The organism is Streptomyces sp. NPDC056373, from assembly GCF_042262425.1.
In the GTDB taxonomy this organism is placed as follows: Bacteria; Actinomycetota; Actinomycetes; order Streptomycetales; family Streptomycetaceae; genus Streptomyces.
Map to the genome: position 1 here is coordinate 119,383 of NZ_JBHJPX010000021.1, position 21,218 is coordinate 140,600.

Annotated in this window: 13 protein-coding genes, 1 tRNA gene and 1 rRNA gene; 3 read left to right on the forward strand and 12 right to left on the reverse strand. The window is 69.8% G+C overall.

The window, feature by feature from the left end; translation table 11 throughout:
• Nucleotides 1-46 precede the first annotated feature (46 nt).
• Together ACFCXS_RS34795 and ACFCXS_RS34800 are read left to right on the forward strand one after the other, a co-directional pair.
• Nucleotides 47-868: an Fpg/Nei family DNA glycosylase gene (locus ACFCXS_RS34795; protein WP_376647363.1), complete on the forward strand. Its 822-nt coding sequence runs from the start codon at nt 47-49 to the stop codon at nt 866-868.
• 32 nt (nt 869-900) lie between these two features.
• On the forward strand, nt 901-1,665 hold the full coding sequence (locus ACFCXS_RS34800; RefSeq protein ID WP_376647364.1) for an SDR family NAD(P)-dependent oxidoreductase: 765 nt from the start codon (nt 901-903) through the stop codon (nt 1,663-1,665).
• 547 nt (nt 1,666-2,212) lie between these two features.
• Here ACFCXS_RS34800 and ACFCXS_RS34805 read toward each other — a convergent pair.
• The 9 genes from ACFCXS_RS34805 to ACFCXS_RS34845 form a co-directional block, all read right to left on the reverse strand.
• Nucleotides 2,213-2,683 carry a Dps family protein gene (locus tag ACFCXS_RS34805; protein ID WP_376647365.1) on the reverse strand — a complete coding sequence of 157 codons (471 nt, stop codon included), beginning with the start codon at nt 2,681-2,683 and terminating at the stop codon, nt 2,213-2,215.
• A 305-nt stretch (nt 2,684-2,988) separates the two neighbouring features.
• Nucleotides 2,989-3,369: a helix-turn-helix domain-containing protein gene (locus ACFCXS_RS34810; RefSeq protein WP_033314530.1), complete on the reverse strand. Its 381-nt coding sequence runs from the start codon at nt 3,367-3,369 to the stop codon at nt 2,989-2,991.
• Between the two features lie 109 nt (nt 3,370-3,478).
• Nucleotides 3,479-4,024, reverse strand: coding sequence for a CinA family protein (locus tag ACFCXS_RS34815; RefSeq protein WP_376647366.1), 546 nt, complete (start codon nt 4,022-4,024; stop codon nt 3,479-3,481).
• Entirely contained in the window at nt 4,021-4,980 is a 960-nt protein-coding gene (gene pgsA / locus ACFCXS_RS34820; RefSeq protein ID WP_376647367.1) for a CDP-diacylglycerol--glycerol-3-phosphate 3-phosphatidyltransferase, read from the reverse strand. The genes ACFCXS_RS34815 and pgsA overlap by 4 nt, the downstream gene beginning before the upstream one ends.
• Nucleotides 4,977-6,476 carry a 30S ribosomal protein S12 methylthiotransferase RimO gene (gene rimO, locus ACFCXS_RS34825; protein ID WP_376647368.1) on the reverse strand — a complete coding sequence of 500 codons (1,500 nt, stop codon included), beginning with the start codon at nt 6,474-6,476 and terminating at the stop codon, nt 4,977-4,979. Before rimO ends, pgsA begins: the two co-directional genes overlap by 4 nt.
• Before the next feature lie 93 nt (nt 6,477-6,569).
• The gene (locus tag ACFCXS_RS34830; RefSeq protein WP_376647369.1) at nt 6,570-7,418 is read right to left on the reverse strand and encodes a helix-turn-helix domain-containing protein; all 849 of its coding nucleotides are present in this window, start codon (nt 7,416-7,418) and stop codon (nt 6,570-6,572) included.
• Nucleotides 7,419-7,678: 260 nt separating this feature from the next.
• A complete protein-coding gene (locus tag ACFCXS_RS34835) occupies nt 7,679-10,435 on the reverse strand; it encodes a DNA translocase FtsK (RefSeq protein WP_376647370.1) in 2,757 nt (918 codons plus the stop codon).
• 126 nt (nt 10,436-10,561) lie between these two features.
• Nucleotides 10,562-11,242 (reverse strand): two-component system response regulator, encoded by a 681-nt coding sequence (locus tag ACFCXS_RS34840; RefSeq protein ID WP_030853408.1) that lies wholly within the window; start codon nt 11,240-11,242, stop codon nt 10,562-10,564.
• A 307-nt stretch (nt 11,243-11,549) separates the two neighbouring features.
• Entirely contained in the window at nt 11,550-17,021 is a 5,472-nt protein-coding gene (locus tag ACFCXS_RS34845) for a HAMP domain-containing protein (RefSeq protein WP_376647371.1), read from the reverse strand.
• 382 nt (nt 17,022-17,403) lie between these two features.
• Between ACFCXS_RS34845 and ACFCXS_RS34850 the strand changes: the two genes are divergently transcribed.
• Nucleotides 17,404-20,157, forward strand: coding sequence for a SpoIIE family protein phosphatase (locus ACFCXS_RS34850; protein ID WP_376647372.1), 2,754 nt, complete (start codon nt 17,404-17,406; stop codon nt 20,155-20,157).
• 43 nt (nt 20,158-20,200) lie between these two features.
• On the opposite strand, the gene ACFCXS_RS34855 is transcribed toward ACFCXS_RS34850, so the two are convergent.
• From ACFCXS_RS34855 to rrf, 3 genes are all read right to left on the reverse strand, one after another.
• Nucleotides 20,201-20,276: transfer RNA gene (locus tag ACFCXS_RS34855), tRNA-Thr, on the reverse strand.
• Between the two features lie 73 nt (nt 20,277-20,349).
• Nucleotides 20,350-21,012 (reverse strand): DegT/DnrJ/EryC1/StrS family aminotransferase, encoded by a 663-nt coding sequence (locus ACFCXS_RS34860; protein WP_376647376.1) that lies wholly within the window; start codon nt 21,010-21,012, stop codon nt 20,350-20,352.
• Between the two features lie 114 nt (nt 21,013-21,126).
• Nucleotides 21,127-21,218 (reverse strand): 5S ribosomal RNA (gene rrf / locus ACFCXS_RS34865); the annotation flags it as partial.

Here is a 21,218-nt window from a genome sequence, read left to right on the forward strand (position 1 = left end):
ACCGTCGCTCCGGCCGGGTGTGCGGCGTTCGTGCCACCCTTGACCCATGCCCGAAGGTGACACGGTCTGGCAGGCCGCGAGACGGTTGGACGACGCCCTCGCGGGCAGGACGCTGACCCGCAGCGACCTCAGGGTGCCCCGCTTCGCCACGGCCGATCTCACGGGTCGGGCGGTACTGGACGTCACCGCGCGCGGCAAGCACCTCCTCACCCGCATCGAGGGCGGCCTGACCCTCCACTCGCACCTGCGGATGGACGGCTCCTGGAAGGTGTACGGGAACGGCCAGCGCTGGAGCGGCGGTCCGGGCCATCAGATCCGCGCGATCCTCGGCAACACCGACCGCACGGCCGTCGGCTACCGGCTGCCCGTCCTGGAACTGCTGCGCACGGCCGACGAGCATCGCGCGGTCGGCCATCTCGGCCCCGACCTCCTCGGCCCGGACTGGGACCCCGGCCAGGCGCTCGCCAACATCCTCCAGGACCCCGCCCGCGAACTCGGCGAGGCCCTGCTCGACCAGCGAAACCTCGCGGGCATCGGCAATGTCTACAAGAGCGAGCTCTGCTTCCTGCTCGGTGTCACCCCCTGGCTCCCGGCCGGCGCCCTGCCCGCCATCCGGGCCGAGAAGCTGCCCGCGCTCGCGAAGAAACTGCTGGAGGCCAACCGCGACCGGCCGATCCGCAGCACGACGGGCCGCCGCGGCCAGGACCTCTTCGTCTACGGCCGCGCTCCCCGCCCCTGCCTGCGGTGCCGCACCTCGATCCGCGTCGCGGACCAGGGCGACGGCTCCCGCGAACGCCCCACCTACTGGTGCCCCACCTGCCAACCGGGCCCAGCCCCGGCCACCACCCGGCACCGCCGCAGTGATTGACGACCCGTCAGAAACGCTCGTACGGTCCCTGTATGCCTGTCACGGCGTACGACCTCACCGGCCGCACGGTGTTCGTCACCGGCGCGGCGAGCGGCATCGGCCGTGCCTCGGCCCTCCTGCTCGCCCAGGCGGGCGCGACGGTGCACTGCGCCGACCGTGACGCCGGGGGCCTGCACGAGACAGCGGCCCTGGTCGAGGGCAGCGGCGGCACCGCCCGCACCCACGTTCTCGACGTCACCGACCGGCCGGGCCTGAAGCAGGCCCTCACCTCCTGCGAGCGCCTGGACGCCCTGGCCGCGGTCGCCGGGATCATGCACAGCAGCCCGGTGCTGGAGACCCGGGACGAGGACCTCGACCGCGTGCTCGACGTGAACTTCAAGGGAGTGCTGTACGCCTGCCAGGAGGCGGCCCGCCTGATGATCGCCCACGGCACCCGGGGCAGCATCGTCACCATGGCCTCGGGCGCCGTCGACACCGGCGGCGCCGGCCTGCTCTGCTACGGCGCGGCCAAGGCAGCGGTGGTCCAGCTGACGAAGACCCTCGCGACGGAGCTGGGCCGGCACGGCATCCGCGTCAACGCGGTCGCTCCTGGCTGGATCCGTACGCCGATGACCGACCGGCACGACAGCGCGTCCCAGGCGCACACGGAGTCCGTCATGGCCCGCATGTCACCCCTGGGCCGTGTGGGACGGCCCGAGGACATCGCCCACGCGATCCTCCACCTGGCCTCCGACGCCTCGGCCTTCACCACGGGCCAGATCCTCCGCCCCAACGGGGGCGTGGCCATGCCATGGTGAGACGCCCCCGCCGATCACCCCTCCCTGCAAGGAAAAACGGCCCCTCACGCCCCCCTACACCTCCCCCGATTTGACCCCCGCCGCCCCTTCACGCCCGGCCCGCCAGATCCTCCGCAGCCGCCCCGCCCCCACAACCCCCGGGGCCTCCCGCTTGGGCACACAGTGCACGGGCAGCACACTCAGCCCCCACCCCCCGGCCACGACAGCCGCTTCCAGCACTCCCGCCTCGGGCACGGTCAGCAGCCGGAGCACTGCCCACCACCACAGCGCCCCCAGCCCCAGCGCGGCCCCGCGAGCCCCCCAGCGCCGGCTCCCCCAGCCCGCTATCCCCGCCACGGCCGCCACCTCCGGCCCGACGCTATGCCGCTGCGCGGACCCACGGACAGGGCGCACCAGAGGCACACGGGAGCACCGCGCAGCTCTCCGAAACGAGCCGGGGCAACCGTCCCGGCAGACCCACGAAGCCCACCCGGCTCACCTGGCTCGCCGGACCCACCGGGCTCGCCTGACCCGCCCGGACCGTCGCCCGCGCCCGCGCCCGCTTCCGTCACCCGTTCTCGGCCTGGAACATCCAGTGATGCTTCTCCAGGTCCGCCGTGATCCCGATGAAGATGTCCTGGCTCACCGGATCCGGCTCACCGGTCGTCCCGACCCGCTCCCGCATCCGCGCGATCACCGCTCCCAGCGCATCGACCAGCGTTCCCACGGCGGTCGTGTCGTCGACCCAGCCCTCGGGTGTCACGCCGATCCCGCTGCCGACGGCCACCGTCGCGGCACGCCCGTCGGGTGAGATGCCGAGGGCCGCGGCCCGCTCGGCCACGGTGTCGGAGTACTTCCGCGCGGTGTCGACGACCTCATCGAGCTGGAGGTGCACGGAACGGAAGCGCGGCCCCACCACGTTCCAGTGGATCTGCTTCGCCACGAGGGCGAGATCCACCAGATCGACGAGGGCACCTTGCAGCGCCTCGGACACGGTCTTCAGGTTCGCGTCCGTCAACGGGCTCTTCACGACGTACATCCGCACCTCCGAGGACTGCCCCCCGCCATCCCCTCAACGATGACCGCCGTATGCCACACCGGCAAACGCACACAAAGCGGACACAGCACACGCGTGACGGCTCAGCCGGGCCGGCACAAGCGAAAACACGGTGCCCGAGCAGGCGAAGACCGCGGCGCTTGGGCAGGCAAGAGCCCCGGCGCCCCAGGCAAGCGAAAACCCCGGGCGACGCCTCTCCGGATCTCCCGGAGAGGCCCGGCCGGGGCCTCACCACTTCTCAGCGCCCGGTAGGCGCCGTTCGACTCATGCCGCGCAGGCGCGATGCCTCACGCGGCGACGACGTCCACCGCTTCGGCGGGCGCCTTGATGGTCACCCGTTCCGGTGGCACACCGGTCACCGAGACGGAACCCAGCATCGAGCGAACCGGCGTGGGTACAGGCTCGCTGGGGGTGGCCGCTGCAGACTGGGCCAGCTCGGCGAGGGCGAGCTCGTCGCTCACTTCCCGCATGAGCTCGGACATCCGTACGTCCAGCGCGTCGCAGATCGCGGAGAGCAGCTCGGAGGAAGCCTCCTTCTGCCCCCGCTCCACCTCGGAGAGATAGCCGAGTGAGACTCGGGCGGACGAGGAGACTTCGCGCAGAGTACGGCCCTGGCGCTGGCGCTGCCGACGCAGCACGTCACCCAGCAGGCGACGGAGCAGAATCATCGGTGGCTCCCTCCTCGGACCGCGTAGCCGCATCCATTACGCCCCACCGTACCGCCTTGCGCCGCGGCCGTGCGGGGAGCGATGTCGTGTTCACTCAGGGCTGCAAACATCAAAACCCCCCGTTCCGTTCCGTATCCTGTGCCCGCTCATTCCCAGTCTGTTCGCCCGCAAGCCCCTTCAGGAGCAGTGCGAGTACGCTCCGTACACTCTCTCTACGAATTTCCGCGCGGCCGCCGTTCAACCGCAGAGCCTCCACTTTTCCGCCGCCGGCAGAACCGGGATCCGCCGCAACCGGTCCGTCCACAGCGACGAAGACCGTGCCCACGGGCTGCCCGTCCTGCGGCTCGGGGCCCGCGACACCAGTGGTCGCGATGCCCCAGTCGGTGCCGAGCGCCTTACGCACCCCCGCCGCCATCTGCGCTGCGACCTGCGGGTCCACCGCTCCGTGGGTCGCCAGCAGGGCGGCGTCGACATCGAGCAGGTCGTGCTTCAGCTCGGTGGCGTACGCGGTCACGGAGCCGCGGAAGACCTTGGACGCTCCGGGGATCGACGTGATCTCCGCCGCTACGAGGCCACCGGTCAGCGACTCCGCGACGGCGAGCGTCTCGCCCTTCACTGTGAGTAGTCGCACCACGTCGGTGGCCGTGGAACTCACGCTTCCTTCTCCTCCAACGCGGCCTTGCGCTCGGCGATTCCCTGCCTGCGCAAGACAATGGCCTGTTTCACATAGTCGAGTCCGGTCACCACGGTCAGCACGACCGCCGCGGCCATCACCCACCACCTCAGGGTCGCCAGCCACCCCGTCAGCGCCAGCACGTACATGCCGACGGCCACGCCCTGGGTGAGCGTCTTCAGCTTGCCTCCGCGGCTGGCGGGAATGACGCCGTACCGGATGACCAGAAAACGCAGCAGCGTGATCCCGAGTTCCCTGCCGAGGATGATGCCGGTCACCCACCACGGCAGGTCGCCCAGCGCGGAGAGACAGATCAGCGCCGCACCCATGATCGCCTTGTCGGCGATGGGGTCGGCGATCTTCCCGAAGTCCGTGACCAGGTTGTACGTGCGTGCGAGATGACCGTCGAACAGGTCGGTGATCATGGCGATCGCGAAGGCGGCCCAGGCGAGGGAGCGCCACGCCGGGTCGTAGCCGCCGTCGGCGAGCATCAGCGCCACGAAGGCCGGTACGAGGACCAGCCTGAGCATGGTCAGGAGGTTGGCGATGTTCCAGACGCTCGCCTGGTTGACGGCCGCGGCAGCGATCTTCCCGCCCCGCGGGGTCTTCCCCTCACCCTGGGCGTCGACACCGGCGTCCTCGTCCAGGAGGGCCTCACCGACACCGGGCAGCGCACCGGCGCCCCCATCGGGCACCGCACCGGCAGCCCCGCCGTGTTCCGCGTCCGGAGCCCCACCGGGACCTGCACCTGCGGCCTCACCGGGCCCCGCGTCGGCCGCCCCGGCATGTCCCGTACCGGTCGCCGCGCCCTCGGCCGACCGAGCGGTCGCGGCTCCTGGAGCCTTGCCGGAGGCCGCCGAGGTCATGGCGGCCGCACCGGCCGCGGCCCTCCTCGCGCCGGAGGCGCCTCCCGCCGCGGATGCCGGTACACCGGTCATCTGCCCGCCTCCTCACTCCACGCAGGCGACGTGAGCGAGCCCTGCAGCGGCTCGGCCACCAGGTCGACACCCTCCGTACCGACCACCTTCGCCTCGACCATACGGCCGATACGCAGACCCGCGCCGCTCGTGAGCAGCACCTGGCCGTCCGTCTCGGGCGCCTGGTGCTCGGCACGGCCGTACACGCCGTCCTCGTCGACGGACTCGACGAGGACCCGTACGGTCTGGCCGACCCGGTCCTCGGCGCGCTGCGAGACGAGCTCCTCGGCCAGGCGGGAGATGTGGGCCAGGCGCTCGGCGACGACGTCCTCGTCGAGCTTGTCGTCGTAGGTCGCGGCCTCGGTGCCCTCCTCGTCGGAGTAGCCGAAGACGCCGATGGCGTCCAGCCGCGCGCCGTTCAGGAACCGCTCCAGCTCGGCGAGGTCGGCCTCGCTCTCGCCGGGGAAGCCGACGATGAAGTTCGAGCGGACACCCGCCTCCGGCGCCTTGCTCCGGATGGTGTCGAGCAGCTCCAGGAAGCGGTCGGTGTCGCCGAAGCGGCGCATCGCGCGCAACACGCCGGGCGCGGAGTGCTGGAAGGACAGGTCGAAGTAGGGCGCGACCTTCGGGGTCGAGGTCAGTACGTCGATGAGGCCGGGCCGCATCTCGGCCGGCTGGAGGTAGCTGACGCGGACGCGCTCGATGCCGTCGACCTCGGCGAGCTCGGGCAGCAGCGACTCCAGGAGGCGGATGTCGCCGAGGTCCTTGCCGTAGGAGGTGTTGTTCTCGGAGACCAGCATGATCTCCTTCACGCCCTGCTCGGCCAGCCAGCGCGTCTCGTTGAGCACGTCGCTCGGGCGCCGGGAGATGAAGGAGCCGCGGAAGGAGGGGATGGCACAGAAGGAGCAGCGGCGGTCGCAGCCGGAGGCCAGCTTCACCGAGGCGACCGGGGAGCCGTCCAGACGGCGGCGCAGGGGCGCGCGCGGGCCCGATGCGGGAGCGAGACCCTCCGGAAGATCCGCCGGCGCCACGGCGGGCTCGGCCGGTCCGTGCCCGGGCAGGGCGACCGAGGTGGCCGACTCCTGGCGCTCCGCCGGGCTGATCGGCAGCAGCTTGCGCCGGTCGCGCGGGGTGTGGGCGGCGTGGATGCCGCCGTTGAGGATGGTCTGCAGGCGGTCGGAGATGTCCGAGTAGTCGTCGAAGCCGAGCACACCGTCGGCCTCGGGGAGGGCCTCGGCGAGGTCCTTGCCGTACCGCTCGGCCATGCAGCCCACCGCCACGACGGCCTGGGTTCTGCCGTGCCCCTTGAGATCGTTGGCTTCGAGGAGGGCGTCGACGGAGTCCTTCTTGGCGGCTTCGACGAAGCCGCAGGTGTTCACGACGGCGACGTCCGCTTGCTCGGCGTCCTCCACGAGCTGCCAGCCGTCCGCCTCCAAACGGCCTGCGAGCTCCTCCGAGTCCACCTCGTTACGGGCGCAGCCAAGGGTGACGAGTGCGACGGTACGGCGTTCAGGCATGGGCTCAAGACTACTTCGTCCCGCTGACACCCCATGTCGACGGGGTTGGCCGTTTCCCGGCCAACCCCGCATCAACTGGACCTTTCGGTCCGATCACCCGGCTTCGGGATCGCCCTTCGTGTACGTCAGGCGTTCGACGGACCCGGGCTGGAAGTCCTCTTCGATCTTCTTGCCGTTGACGAAGAGGTCGATCGCGCCGGCGTCCCCGAGGACGAGCTGGACCTTCGAGCTGTCCTGGAAGGTCTTGGTGTCGCCCTGTTTGAGGACGCCGTCGAAGATCATCCGGCCGTTGTGGTCCTTGGCGGCGATCCAGCTGCGGCCGTCGGCGGCGGCCACGCGGACCGTCACCTTGTCCTGCGGCGCGGCGGCGATGGCACTGTCCGAGGGCTCGGCTTCGGCGTCGGCGGGTTTCTTGGTCTTGGTGGTCGGGGAGGCGGAGTCGCTGGGCGTGGAGCCCTCGGCCACGTTCGCCTCGTTGGCGTTGTCGTCGCCGCCCTGGAACATGGTGAAGCCGACGAAACCGATCACCGCGACGATCGCGGCGACCATGGCGGCGGTCCAGTTGGGGCCCCGCCGCTCCGGACGGATGCGTTCCGCCTCGAAGAGGGGAGCCGCCGGGGTCGGCGCCGGCCGCCCGCCGTGCTCGTCGCCGTACTGGGCGAGCAGCGGCCCGGGGTCGAGGTGGACGGCCTTGGCCAGGGTCCTGATGTGCCCACGGGCGTAGACGTCCCCACCACAGGGGGCGAAGTCGTCCGCCTCGATCGCGTGCACGATGTTCATGCGGACCCGGGTGGCGCTACTGACGTCGTCGACGGTCAGCCCGGCGGCGATACGAGCCTGCTGCAGGACATGGCCGATGGAGGGGCGGGCTTCCTCGCGGTCTGCTTCGACGTGCTCGTTTTCGAACGGACGCTCGTCTTCAGGGGAGTTGCCGATGGACACGGGGGCGCCTTTCGAGCGTGTAGCCGCCTGTGCTGGAAGTTCAGTCTAGGGGGGTACCAAAAGGGTGGGGCAACCGGGCGGTGTCACTTTGTACGCCATCGGAATGGCCCGACATTCCGATGGTGGGGTCGCTGCTTGTCGCTTCGCTCAACTTGACGTACGCCGAAGGGAAACGGTTGCTCGATGATCCCTTACGGGTGAGTCACGATCCGGACCCGATTGCCGTAACGCCCCGTGCGGCGACCACCGTGTCGCGCTTCCTACCCTTCAGACTCCCCCCGGATCAGCGCGAGCACGCCATCCAGCTCGTCAGGCTTCACAAGAACGTCACGAGCCTTGGAACCCTCGCTCGGTCCGACGATGTTCCGGGACTCCATCAGGTCCATCAGCCGCCCGGCCTTGGCGAAGCCGACACGCAGCTTGCGCTGGAGCATGGACGTCGACCCGAACTGCGTGGAGACGACCAGTTCGGCCGCCTGGCACAGCAGGTCGAGGTCGTCCCCGATGTCCTCGTCGATCTCCTTCTTCTGCTTGGTGCCCACGACGACGTCGTCCCGGAAAACGGGCGTCATCTGGTCCTTGCAGTGCCGGACGACGCCCGCGATCTCCTCCTCGGTGACGAAGGCGCCCTGCATACGGGTGGGCTTGTTGGCGCCCATGGGCAGGAACAGCCCGTCGCCCTTGCCGATGAGCTTCTCGGCGCCGGGCTGGTCGAGGATGACCCGCGAGTCGGCCAGCGAGGACGTGGCGAATGCCAGGCGTGACGGCACGTTCGCCTTGATCAGGCCGGTGACGACGTCCACCGACGGCCGCTGCGTGGCGAGCACCAGGTGGATGCCGGCCGCGCGCGCGAGCTGCGTGATGCGCACGATCGCGTCCTCGACGTCCCGCGGCGCGACCATCATCAGGTCGGCGAGCTCGTCCACGATGACCAGCAGGTACGGGTAGGGCTGGAGCTCGCGTTCGCTGCCCTCGGGCGATTTGACCTTGCCCTCGCGCACGGCCTTGTTGAAGTCGTCGATGTGCCGGTAGCCGTAGGCGGCCAGGTCGTCGTAGCGCAGGTCCATCTCGCGTACGACCCACTGGAGCGCCTCGGCGGCCCGCTTGGGGTTGGTGATGATCGGTGTGATCAGGTGCGGAATGCCCTCGTACGCGGTCAGCTCGACCCGCTTGGGGTCGACCAGGATCATCCGCACGTCCTCGGGGGTCGCCCGCATCATGACCGAGGTGATCAGGCAGTTGATGCAGGACGACTTGCCGGAGCCGGTGGCGCCGGCGACCAGCATGTGCGGCATCTTCGCCAGCGAGTGCATGACGTAGCCGCCCTCGACGTCCTTGCCGAAGGCCACCAGCATCGGGTCGTCGTCCTCGGCGGACTCCGCCAGACGGAGTACGTCACCGAGGTTGACCATCTCGCGGTCGGTGTTGGGGATCTCGATGCCGACCGCGGACTTGCCGGGGATGGGGCTGATGATCCGCACGTCCGGGCTGGCGACGGCGTAGGCGATGTTCTTCGTCAGCGCGGTGATCCGCTCGACCTTCACGGCGGGGCCGAGCTCGACCTCGTAGCGCGTGACCGTCGGGCCCCGGGTGAAGCCGGTGACGCTCGCGTCCACCTTGAACTCGGTGAAGACCGTCGTCAGCGACTCGACGATGAGGTCGTTGGCGGCACTGCGCGCCTTGCCGGGGCCGCCACGCTCCAGCAGGTCCAGCGACGGCAGGGAGTACGTGATGTCGCCGGAGAGCTGGAGCTGCTCCGCGCGCGGGGGCAGGTCGCGCGGTTCGGAGGGCGGGGCCTTGGTGAGGTCGCGGACGCCCGCCCTGGGCTTCTGCGGGCCGGAATCCTCCTGCTCGGGCTTGGTGTCCTTCTTGAGCTTGTCCTGCTGCGGCCGGGCGGCCGGGACGGGCGTCGGGGTGGTCGCCTCCTGGTCCCCCACCCGTACGCCCTGGGTGAGGTCGGCGACGACCGGCGACGGCGGCATGCCGTGCAGCACGGCTCCGTCGAGGGCGGCGGCCGCCGCGGCGGCGACGTCCACGGCGTCCCTGGGCCGGTCCATGTCGGGCTGCGGTACCGCCGAGCGGCGCGGACGGCCTCGGCGCCGCGTGAGCGCCTCCTGCTCGGCACCGTCGGGGTCGTACGCCTCGGGCGCCGGCGCGCGCCGGCCGCGCGGGCGCGCGGGCAGCGCCTCGCGCCACTGCTCCTCGTAGCGCTCGTCGTCCTCGGCGAAGCCGAACTCGTCCTCGGCCGGGTCGCGGACGATCCCGAGACGCACCCCGAGCAGCCGCAGCCGCTGCGGGATGGCGTTGACCGGGGTGGCGGTGACGACCAGCAGCCCGAAGACCGTGAGCAGCACCAGCAGCGGTACGGCGAGCACGTCACCCATGGCGTACGACAGCGGGGTCGCGACGGCCCAGCCGATGAGTCCCCCGGCGTCCCTTATGGCCTGCATGCCGTCGCCACGCGCGGGTGAGCCGCACGCGACGTGGACCTGGCCGAGCACGCCGATCACGAGCGCGGACAGGCCGATGACGATGCGTCCGTTCGCCTCGGGCTTCTCCGGGTGCCGGATGAACCGCACGGCGATGACGGCGAGCAGTATCGGCACGAGCAGGTCGAGGCGGCCGAAGGCGCCGGTCACCAGGATCTCGACGAGGTCGCCCACGGGGCCCTTGAGGTCGGCCCAGGTGCCCGCGGCGACGATCAGCGCGATGCCGAGCAGCAGCAGGGCGACACCGTCCTTGCGGTGGGCCGGGTCGAGGTTCTTGGCACCCTGCCCTATGCCCCGGAACACCGCGCCGACGGCGTGCGCCACACCGAGCCAGACGGCACGCACGAGCCGGTAGATGCCACCGGTGGGACTGGGGGCCGGTCTGGGCGCGACCTTCTTGGCCGCGGCCTTCCTGACGGGCGCCTTCTTCGCGGGAGCCTTCTTGGCGGCGGCCTTCTTCGCCGGAGCCTTCGCGGCCGCCTTCTTCGCGGGCGGCGGCTTCTTGGCTGCGGAGGGACGTGAGGCCATGGGTGTGAGGTTACCGGGGGAGACGACAGGGGACACGCGTGTCCACGGCTTCACCCGTTCGTGTCGCTTCGGGAGAGGCGCGAAACTGACGCGCGGTCACGGCGGACAATCCCGCCTGCGCACGCGTCAGTTCTGCGAGGACACCGAGGAGGTGCTCCCGGTGCCCGGCTCCAGCGCGTCCAGCGCCCGCCGCAACCCCGTGAGCTTGCGCTCCAGATGAGCCGCCGTGGCCACCGCGGCGGCGTCCGTCGACTCGTCGTTGAGCTGCTTGGTCAGCGCTTCGGCCTGCTCCTCGACGGCCGCGAGCCGTGCGGAGAGCTCCGCGAGCAGTCCGGCCGACTCCTTGGCCTCGCCGCCCGCGTCCTTGCCGTTGCCCTCCAACTGGAGCCGCAGCAGCGACGCCTGCTCCCGCAGCTGGCAGTTCTTCATGTACAGCTCGACGAAGACCGAGACCTTCGCGCGCAGCACCCACGGGTCGAACGGCTTGGAGATGTAGTCCACCGCGCCCGCCGCGTAACCCCGGAAGGTGTGGTGCGGGCCGTGGTTGATCGCCGTGAGGAAGATGATCGGGATGTCCCGGGTCCGCTCACGGCGCTTGATGTGCGCGGCCGTCTCGAAGCCGTCCATACCCGGCATCTGGACATCCAGCAGGATGACCGCGAAGTCGTCCGTGAGCAGCGCTTTGAGCGCTTCCTCCCCGGACGATGCCCGCACCAGCGTCTGATCGAGCGCAGAGAGGATCGCCTCCAGCGCCAGCAGATTCTCCGGCCGGTCATCGACCAGGAGGATCTTGGCCTTCTGCACCATGGCCCGCCCTCCTCGCCCCGGCGTGGGGCCTCCCCTGTCCGCAGGACCTGCGGCAGCACCGGTGGGTGCCACCCCAGGGGACGACTCCCTTGCGCCGCCCGTCCTTGTGCCGGTCATCGTAGCCGCACCCTGCCCGTCGCCACACCCTGTCACCGTGATGTCACTGTGCACGTAGCAGAAACGCAGCAGGAGACCAGAAGGTTCCCCAGATCTTGTACTTCTACACGACTATGCGCACACCGAGTCGGCAACTCCGCGTGAACACCGAACCTTCCCGTCATGGTCGCGCAACTGCCCAACGTTCCCCTCATTCCCCTCGCATCCACTGATCCATCACCGCCAGCAGGTGATCGGGGTCGACCGGCTTCGTCACGTAGTCGGAGGCGCCCGACTCGATCGCCTTCTCCCGGTCGCCCTTCATCGCCTTGGCGGTCAGCGCGATGATCGGCAGCCCGGCGAACTGCGGCATCCTGCGGATCGCACTGGTCGTCGCGTAACCGTCCATCTCGGGCATCATGATGTCCATCAGCACGACCGCCACGTCGTCGTGCTGCTCCAGGACCTCGATCCCCTCCCGGCCGTTCTCGGCGTACAGCACCGACAGGCCGTGCTGCTCCAGGACGCTGGTCAGGGCGAAGACGTTGCGGATGTCGTCGTCGACGATCAGGACCTTCTGGCCGCCGAACCGGATGCCGCGGTTCGGCTTCGGCGCCGGATCCTGCTCGGCCGGGGCCCACTGCTCCAGCTGCGCGGGGCGCGGCGGCAGCTCGGGCATCCTGCGACGCCGACGGAACAGGGCGGCGGGCCCGTTCTGCGTCTCGCGGTACGACGTCACCTCGGCCGGTGTCTCGGCCTCGACGTCCGACAGCTCGGACAGGTCGGTCGTCGACGCCACCAGGTCACCGGCCTCCAGGGCGGGCAGCTGCTGCTGATAGCCCTGGGGCGGCAGTTCACTGGGGTGCAGCGGCAGATACAGCGTGAACGTCGAGCCGCGGCCCGTCTCGCTCTGCGCGTAAATCTCACCGCCGAGCAGCTGCGCGATCTCCCGCGAGATGGACAGCCCGAGGCCGGTACCGCCGTACTTCCGGCTGGTCGTGCCGTCGGCCTGCTTGAACGCCTCGAAGATCACCCGCATCTTGCTGGAGGCGATGCCGATCCCCGTGTCGGTCACGGAGAACGCGATCAGCTCGGCCTCCGGATCGGTCAGCGACCCGGTCTCCAGCAGCTGCTCCCGGATCCGCTGCGGCACGTCGTCCCGCGCCGGCCTGATGACCAGCTCCACCGAGCCGGAGTCGGTGAACTTCACCGCGTTCGACAGCAGGTTGCGCAGCACCTGCAGCAACCGCTGCTCGTCGGTGTGCAGCGTCGCGGGCAGTTCCGGGGAGACCCGCACCGACAGATCCAGGCCCTTCTCCGCCGTCAGCGGCCGGAAGGTGGCCTCCACGTAGTCCACGAGCTGGACGAGCGCGATCCGCGTCGGGGAGACGTCCATCTTGCCCGCCTCGACCTTCGACAGGTCGAGGATGTCGTTGATGAGCTGCAGCAGGTCCGAACCGGCCCCGTGGATCGTCTCGGCGAACTCGACCTGCTTCGGGGAGAGGTTCCCCTCGGCGTTGTCGGCGAGCAGCTTGGCCAGGATCAGCAGCGAGTTGAGCGGCGTACGCAGCTCGTGCGACATGTTCGCCAGGAACTCGCTCTTGTAGCGCATCGACACCGCGAGCTGCTCGGCACGCTCCTCCAGGACCTGCCGCGCCTCTTCGATCTCGGTGTTCTTCACCTCGATGTCGCGGTTCTGCTGGGCCAGCAGCTCGGCCTTCTCCTCCAGTTCGGCGTTGGACGCCTGGAGGGCCTTCTGCCGCTGCTCCAACTCGGCCGAACGCTCCCGCAGTTGCTCGGTCAGCTCCTGCGACTGCGCCAGCAGCAGCTCGGTCTTGGTGTTGACGGAGATGGTGTTGACGCTGGTCGCGATCATCTCGGCGATCTGGTTCAGGAAGTCCTTCTGGATCTGCGTGAACGGCGTGAAGGACGCCAGCTCGATGACCCCGAGCACGCTGCCCTCGAACAGCACCGGCAGCACGATCACCTGCGCGGGCGGTGCCTCGCCGAGCCCCGAGGAGATCTTCAGATAGCCGCTCGGCGCGTTCTCCACGAGGATCGTGCGCTTCTCCTCGGCAGCCGTCCCGACCAGCGCCTCACCGGGCTGGAACGACGTCGGCATGGAGCCCATCGAGTAGCCGTAACTGCCGAGCATGCGCAGCTCGTACTGGTCCTCGTCCGCGGCGCTCATGTCCTCGCCGTCGACGAGCGGCATCGCCACGAAGAACGCGCCGTGCTGCGCGGAGACGACCGGGGTCAGCTCGCTCATGATCAGCGACGCCACGTCCTCCAGGTCCCGGCGGCCCTGCATCAGCGCGGAGATCCGGGCCAGGTTGCCCTTGAGCCAGTCCTGCTCCTTGTTGGCGATCGTGGTGTCGCGCAGGTTCGCGATCATCTTGTTGATGTAGTCCTGGAGCTCCTGGATCTCCCCGGACGCGTCCACGTCGATCTTCAGATTGAGATCACCGCGGGTCACCGCGGTCGCCACGCGCGCGATGGCACGCACCTGCCGGGTCAGGTTCCCGGCCATCTCGTTCACCGACTCGGTCAGGTCCCGCCAGGTGCCGTCCACGTCACGCACGCGGGCCTGGCCGCCGAGCTGGCCCTCCGTGCCCACCTCGCGGGCGACCCGGGTGACCTCCTCGGCGAAGGACGACAGCTGGTCGACCATCGTGTTGATGGTCGTCTTCAGCTCCAGGATCTCGCCGCGCGCATCGATGTCGATCTTCTTCGTCAGGTCGCCCTTGGCGATGGCCGTGGTCACCATGGCGATGTTGCGCACCTGACCGGTCAGGTTGGACGCCATCTGGTTCACGGACTCGGTCAGGTCCTTCCACGTCCCCGCCACACCGGGTACGTGCGCCTGCCCGCCGAGGATGCCGTCCGTGCCCACCTCACGGGCCACCTTGGTGACCTGCTCGGCAAACGAACTCAGCGTCTTCACCATCGTGTTGATGGTGTCGGCGAGCTGCGCGACCTCACCGCGCGCCTCGATGGTGACCTGCCGCGTCAGGTCACCGTTGGCGACCGCCGCGGAGACCTGGGAGATGTTCCGCACCTGAGTGGTGAGGTTCTTCGCCATCAGGTTGACGTTGTCGCTCAGGTCCTTCCAGATGCCCGTGACACCCGGCACGTGCGCCTGACCACCCAGGATGCCCTCGGTGCCCACCTCACGGGCCACCCGGGTCACCTGCTCGGCGAAGGACGAGAGCTGGTCCACCATCGTGTTGACGGTCGTCACCAGCTCGAGGATCTCGCCCTTGGCGTCCACGGTGATCTTCTTCGACAGATCGCCCCGGGCGACCGCGGTCGTGACCTCGGCGATGTTGCGCACCTGGATGGTCAGGTTGTTCGCCATGCCGTTCACGGACTGGGTGAGGTCCTTCCAGGTGCCGGACACACCCTGCACCTCGGCCTGACCGCCCAGGATGCCCTCCGTACCCACCTCACGGGCCACTCGCGTGACCTCCTGGGCGAACGACGACAGCTGGTCCACCATCGTGTTCAGCGTGTTCTTGAGCTCCAGGATCTCGCCGCGCGCGTCCACGGTGATCTTCTGGGACAGGTCACCCCGGGCCACGGCGGTCGCCACCTGCGCGATGTTCCGCACCTGCGCCGTGAGGTTCCCGGCCATGCCGTTCACAGAATCCGTCAGATCCCGCCACACACCGGCGACCCCGGGCACCTGCGCCTGACCGCCCAGCCGCCCGTCCGTACCCACCTCACGCGCCACCCGCGTCACCTGGTCGGCGAAGGCCGAGAGCTGGTCCACCATCGTGTTGATGGTGTTCTTCAGTTCGAGGATCTCCCCGCGCGCGTCGACGTCGATCTTCTGCGACAGGTCACCCCGGGCCACGGCCGTCGTCACCTGCGCGATGTTGCGCACCTGGGAGGTGAGGTTGCCCGCCATGGAGTTGACGGAGTCCGTGAGCTCCTTCCACGTGCCCGACACGCCGTCCACCTGGGCCTGACCACCCAGGCGCCCCTCGGTGCCCACGTCCCGGGCCATCCGGGTCACCTGGTCGGCGAAGGACGACAGCTGGTCCACCATCGTGTTCACGGTGTTCTTCAGCTTGAGCATCTCGCCGGAGACGTCGACCGTGACCTTCTGCGACAGATCACCGTTGGCGACCGCGGTCGTCACCTGCGCGATGTTCCGCACCTGTCCGGTGAGGTTCCGGAACGCCGTGTTGACGGAGTCGGTCAGGTCCTTCCACGTGCCGGCCGCACCCGGCACCTGCGCCTGACCGCCCAGCTCACCCTCGACACCGACCTCACGCGCCACACGCGTGACCTCGGCACCGAACGCGGACAACTGGTCCACCATCCCGTTGACGGTGTTCTTCAGCTCCAGCATCTCGCCGGCCACATCGACGGTGACCTTCTGCGACAGGTCACCGTTGGCCACCGCCGTCGTCACGGCGGCGATGTCCCGCACCTGCGTGGTGAGGTTCCTGAAGACGGTGTTGACGGAGTCCGTCAGGTCCTTCCAGGTCCCCGCCGCGCCCGGCACGTTCGCCTGTCCGCCGAGCCGTCCCTCGGCACCCACCTCGTTGGCCACGCGCGTGACCTCGTCGGCGAAGATCCGCAGCGTCTCGGTCATCTGGTTGATCGTCTCGGCGAGCTGCGCGACCTCACCGCGCGCCTGCACCGTCACCTTGCGCGACAGGTCACCGTTGGCGACCGCCGTCGTCACCTCGGCGATCCCGCGCACCTGAGCCGTGAGGTTCCCGGCCATCGTGTTCACGGAATCGGTGAGTTCCTTCCACACTCCCGCGACCCCGGGCACCTGCGCCTGACCGCCCAGCGCGCCGTCGGTACCCACCTCACGGGCCACGCGCGTCACCTCGGAGGAGAACGCCGACAGCTGGTCCACCATCGTGTTGACGGTGTTCTTCAGCTCCAGCATCTCGCCGGCGACCTGGACCGTGACCTTCCGCGACAGATCACCCTTGGCCACCGCCGTCGTCACCAGGGCGATGTCCCTCACCTGGGCCGTCAGCCGGTACGCCATCGTGTTGACGGAGTCCGTCAGATCCCGCCAGGAACCCGACATGCCCCGCACCCGGGCCTGCCCGCCCAGCTTGCCCTCGGTGCCCACCTCACTGGCCACACGCGTGACCTCGTCGGTGAACGTCGACAGCTGGTCGACCAGATTGTTGACGGTCCGTCCGACCTTCAGGAACTCGCCCCGCAGGGGCTGACTGTTGCCGTCCGGCACCTGCGTCCGCAGCTCCATCCGCGGCGACAGATCACCCTCCGCCACCGCCGACAGCACCCGGCCGACCTCGGAGACCGGCCGTACCAGGTCGTCCACCAGGGCATTGCCGTTGTCGATCGCCGTCGCCCAGGAGCCCTCGCAGGCACCCGTCTCCAGCCGCTCGGTGAGCTTGCCCTCGCGGCCCACCATCCGCCGCACCCGCGACAGCTCACCCGTCAGATGCAGATTGCGGTCGGCCACCTCGTTGAAGACCGCCGCGATCTCGGCCATCACGCCGTCGCCCGACACGGTGAGCCGCTTGCGGAAGTTCCCGTCCCGCATCGACACCAGGGCAGCCATCAGCCGGTTCAGGGCGGCCGTGTCCACCTCGGTCGTGCCGCTGCGCACCTTGCCCTGGTTGACCGGGGACTGTCCGCCTTTCGCGCGCGTCTTCTTGCCACGCGTCGCTGCGCCAGACTCCACTGTGTCCCTCCCGCAGGGATCGACCGTCACTGCTGTGTTCGGGTACCACGCTCGCCGTACCAGTTACTACTGCGTATTCTCTGCCCTGCATACCAGGCCGCTTCCACGGGGGCTGCTGCCCACGGTCACCATCGGGCACACAGCCTGCCCGGACCTTCACAGGAAGCTTGCCCAGTGTTTCACCCTGGCCGAACCAGGCCATAACAGTTCGGCAGCTTCGCACATCGTCCGCACACCCTCCGGACGGAAACACTGCAGACCGGCACCCGCACGGACCGCGAAGGTAAGTAACCTTGCATCCGGCTGTCCAGCCGCGCCGGTCCGTCCGGCCTGGGCGGTGGCACGAAGACGAGCGGGCATCGGAGGGGCGGCCGCACACAACATGACCACCGGACTGATCCCCGGGGGACAGCCCCCGGACCCCCGGCCGACGGGCAGCCTGCCGCAGCAGCGGCGCGAGCCGGTCGGCCCCGCAGCCCAGCACGTCGAGAACCGGTCGAGGAGTTCTGTGATCACCGCGCGCGCGGCCGCCAGTTTCGAGCCCGTCGGGCGATCGGTCGCGAGCGCCCGCTCCTTCGTCCGCGACACCCTCCAGGGCTGGGGCTTCGCCGACATCGTGGACGACGCCGTCGTTCTCACCAGCGAACTGGTGACCAACGCCGTGGTTCACGCCGGCACCTCCGCCGACGTGCTCTGCCTGCGCAGCGACGACGGCGTACGTATCGAGGTGGCCGACCGCTACCCCGAACGCGAGATCCCCCTCCAGGCCACGGCCATCAACATGGGCAGCCCGGACCGCGAAGGCGGCCGAGGACTCCAGCTGTGTGCGGCCCTCGCCGGCCGCTGGGGCGTCGAGTACATCCCCACCCACAAAACCGTCTGGTTCCAACTGGACCTGCCCGCACGCGCGGTGGGCACCCGCGCCGCCGGCCCGGCCCTCCCCTCCGACCTCCTCCCCCTCGCCGACGGCCGGGTCCGCGTCGCCGTCATCCAGATCGACCGCACCGGTCACATCACCGCCTGGAACGAGGACGCCGAGGAGCTCTTCGGCTACCCCGCCGAGCAGGTCACCGGCAAACCCCTGACCGACCTCGCTGCCTGGCCCCACACTCCGGGCACCAGCACCGGCATCGCGGAAGCCCTGCGTCTGTCCCGCTGGGAAGGCAGCTACGGCATCCGCGCGGCCACCGGCCGCGTCACCCCCGTCTACGCCTCCCACCTGCGCGTCCGCGACACCGGCGGCGAGCCGTCAACCGTGTGCCTCCTGGTACGGGACCACGAACGGGCAGTTCTGCAGACGCCCCTGCGCGTCCCCGGCTCCGACACCTCGACCGGCGCCGAGGGCCAGAGCACGGACCCCTTCGAAGTCTTCATCGGCTCCCCCGCCCCGGACGACCTCGACGGCCTTCTCCAGCGCACGGTCGAACGTGCCCGCGACATGCTCGACGGCGACTCGGCGTTCCTCCTGCTGGCCACCGACGACGAGACGGAACTGGAGGTCCGCGCCTCCACCGGCCTGCCCTCCGCCCGTCAGCGCTTCGCCCGCGTCCCCGTCGAAGCCGGCCCGGGCCGCTACGGCTCGGCCCGCATGCCCGCCGTCCACGACGATCTGAGCGCGGTCCCCGGCGCGGTACCGCTGCTGAACGGCACGGGTATGCGCTCGGTCGTCACCGTCCCGCTGAAGGTCGAGGGCCGCCTCACCGGCTCTCTCGGCGTCGCCGCCGAAGCGCCCGCCAGATACTCCAACGAGGAGGCCCTGCGCCTCCAGTTCGCCGCCGACCGCATCGCTCTCGCCGTCGAATCGGCCCGCCTGGGCGAACTGGAACGCCTGCGCCGCGGCTCCCTCAGCTTCCTCGTCGAAGCGTCCGACCTGCTGGCCGGCACCCTGGATCGTGACCAGACGCTCGCCCTGATGGCCCAGATGACGGTCCCGACCCTCGCCACCTGGTGCGCCGTCTACACGATCGCCGACCAGGCCTCCGAGCCCTACCTCTCCTACGTCCTCCACGAGGACGAGGAACTCATCGACGGCATCAAGTCCCTGCTGTCGAAGGTCCCCCCGCCCGACCCGGTCCCCACCCCGGGCGCCCGCGTGTGGACGGCCCCCGGCGAGGTCGCCCACCAGGCTGCCCTGCGCACCTCCATGCGCAGCCTCGGCCTCAGCGGCAGCCCGACCCGCCAGGTCACACCCGGCATCGGCCCCACCCTCGCCACCGCCTCCGCCGTCGGCGGCGAGACCGTCGTCCTTCCCCTGGTCGCGCGCAACCGTGTCATCGGCATGCTGACCCTCGGCAAGCCGACCGACGAGCACTTCCGCCAGGAGATCCTGGAACTCGCCGAGGACCTCTCCCGCCGAGCCGCCCTGGCCCTGGACAACGCCCGCCTCTACTCGGAGCGCACGGCGATCAGCCAGTCCCTCCAGCGCAGCCTCCTGCCCCCGGAGCTGCCGCTGATCGACGGCGTCGAGGTGGAGGTCATCTACCGCGCCGCCGGCGAGGGCAACGAGGTCGGCGGCGACTTCTACGACGTCTTCCCTATCCGCGACGGTGCCTACGGCTTCGCCATCGGCGACGTCTGCGGCACCGGCCCGAACGCGGCGGCGGTCACGGGCCTGGCACGTCATGCCCTGCGCCTGCTGGCCCGCGAGGGCCTCAGCGGCCCGATGGTCCTCGAGCGCCTCAACTCCGCCATTCTCGACGAAGGCGCCCGCAGCCGCTTCCTCACCCTCCTCTACGGCGAGATGCGCCCCCAGGAGGACGGCAGCGCGCAACTGAAGGTGGTCTGCGCCGGACACCCGCTCCCGTTGCGCCTGCGCCAGGACGGCTCGGTCGAACCGGCCGCGGAGCCCCAGCCGCTCCTCGGCGTCATCGAGGACCTGGAGCTCTACGAGCAGACCGTCACCCTCGACCCGGGCGATGTCCTGCTGTGCGTCACGGACGGCGTCACCGAACGACGGGAGGGCGCCCGCATGCTCGGCGACGACGGCCTCGCCGACGTCCTCACGACCTGCACGGGCCTGACGGCCGGCGCGGTCGCGGCGCGCATCATGCGCGCGGTGGAACGCTTCGCTTCGGACGCCCCGTCGGACGACATGGCGATCCTGGCCATGCGTGTCCCGGGCCTTCAGAAGGACTAGGAGAACGCGAAAGGCCCCACCCGTGAGGGTGGGGCCTTTTTGGTGGAGCCCCCAAGCGGAATCGAACCGCTGACCTTCTCCTTACCATGGAGACGCTCTACCGACTGAGCTATAGGGGCCTGTTGCTTGCGAGGTCTCCCCCGCGGCAACGGAATAGATCATACCCCGAACAGAGCCGTGCTCCCAACCGCGTCAGAAGGCAGGCTGCAGAAGTCCTCCGAGGGCATTGCAGGCGGACACGACGCGCTGCATGTCGCGCTTGGTCAGCGACGCGTCCACCGGCAGGGCCAGCGTCTCGTCGGAGGCCCGTTCGGTCTCGGGCAGGGATACACACCGCCTGAATTCGGGCAGCCGGTGCACGGGGGTCTTCACCGGAACGCGGCACTCAACTCCCTTGGCGCGCACGGCCCGCGCGAACGCATCCCGATCGGGTCGGCCATTGCCGGGAACCCGCACGACGTACTGCTGATAGGTGTGCCCATCTCCGTCCTCCGGCGCCCGGACACCCCTCAACTTGGCGTGCAGGTAGGCCGCGCGCTCCCTGCGCTGGGCTATCTCGTCGTACGGCGCTTCGGACTCACCCTGTTCCAGAACGAGCAGTCCGTGCCGCTGCCCGAGTGCGTGCAGCCGGGGAATGTCGGCGAGTCGCCCGAAGCGGTGCACGGCCACCACGGCCGCGGTCCGCGGAGTCACCGCCGCTTCCACGGCAGCGACGTCGAGGCAGTAGGTGGCGGGGTCTATGTCGGCGAACACCGGAAGAGCCCCGGCTTTGGCCACGGCCTCGGCGACCTCGACGTTCCCGAAGGCCGGCACGACGACCTCGTCACCGAGTCCGACACCGGCGGCCCTGAGCATTGCAGCAGTACCCATACTGTGGATGCTGCTCGCACAACGTGAACTTCAAGTGACGTGGAACAAAAAAGGGTTGGACCCGAAACCGAAGTTCCGGGTCCAACCCTTTCAATGATTGTTCGGCGGCGTCCTACTCTCCCACAGGGTCCCCCCTGCAGTACCATCGGCGCTGAAAGGCTTAGCTTCCGGGTTCGGAATGTAACCGGGCG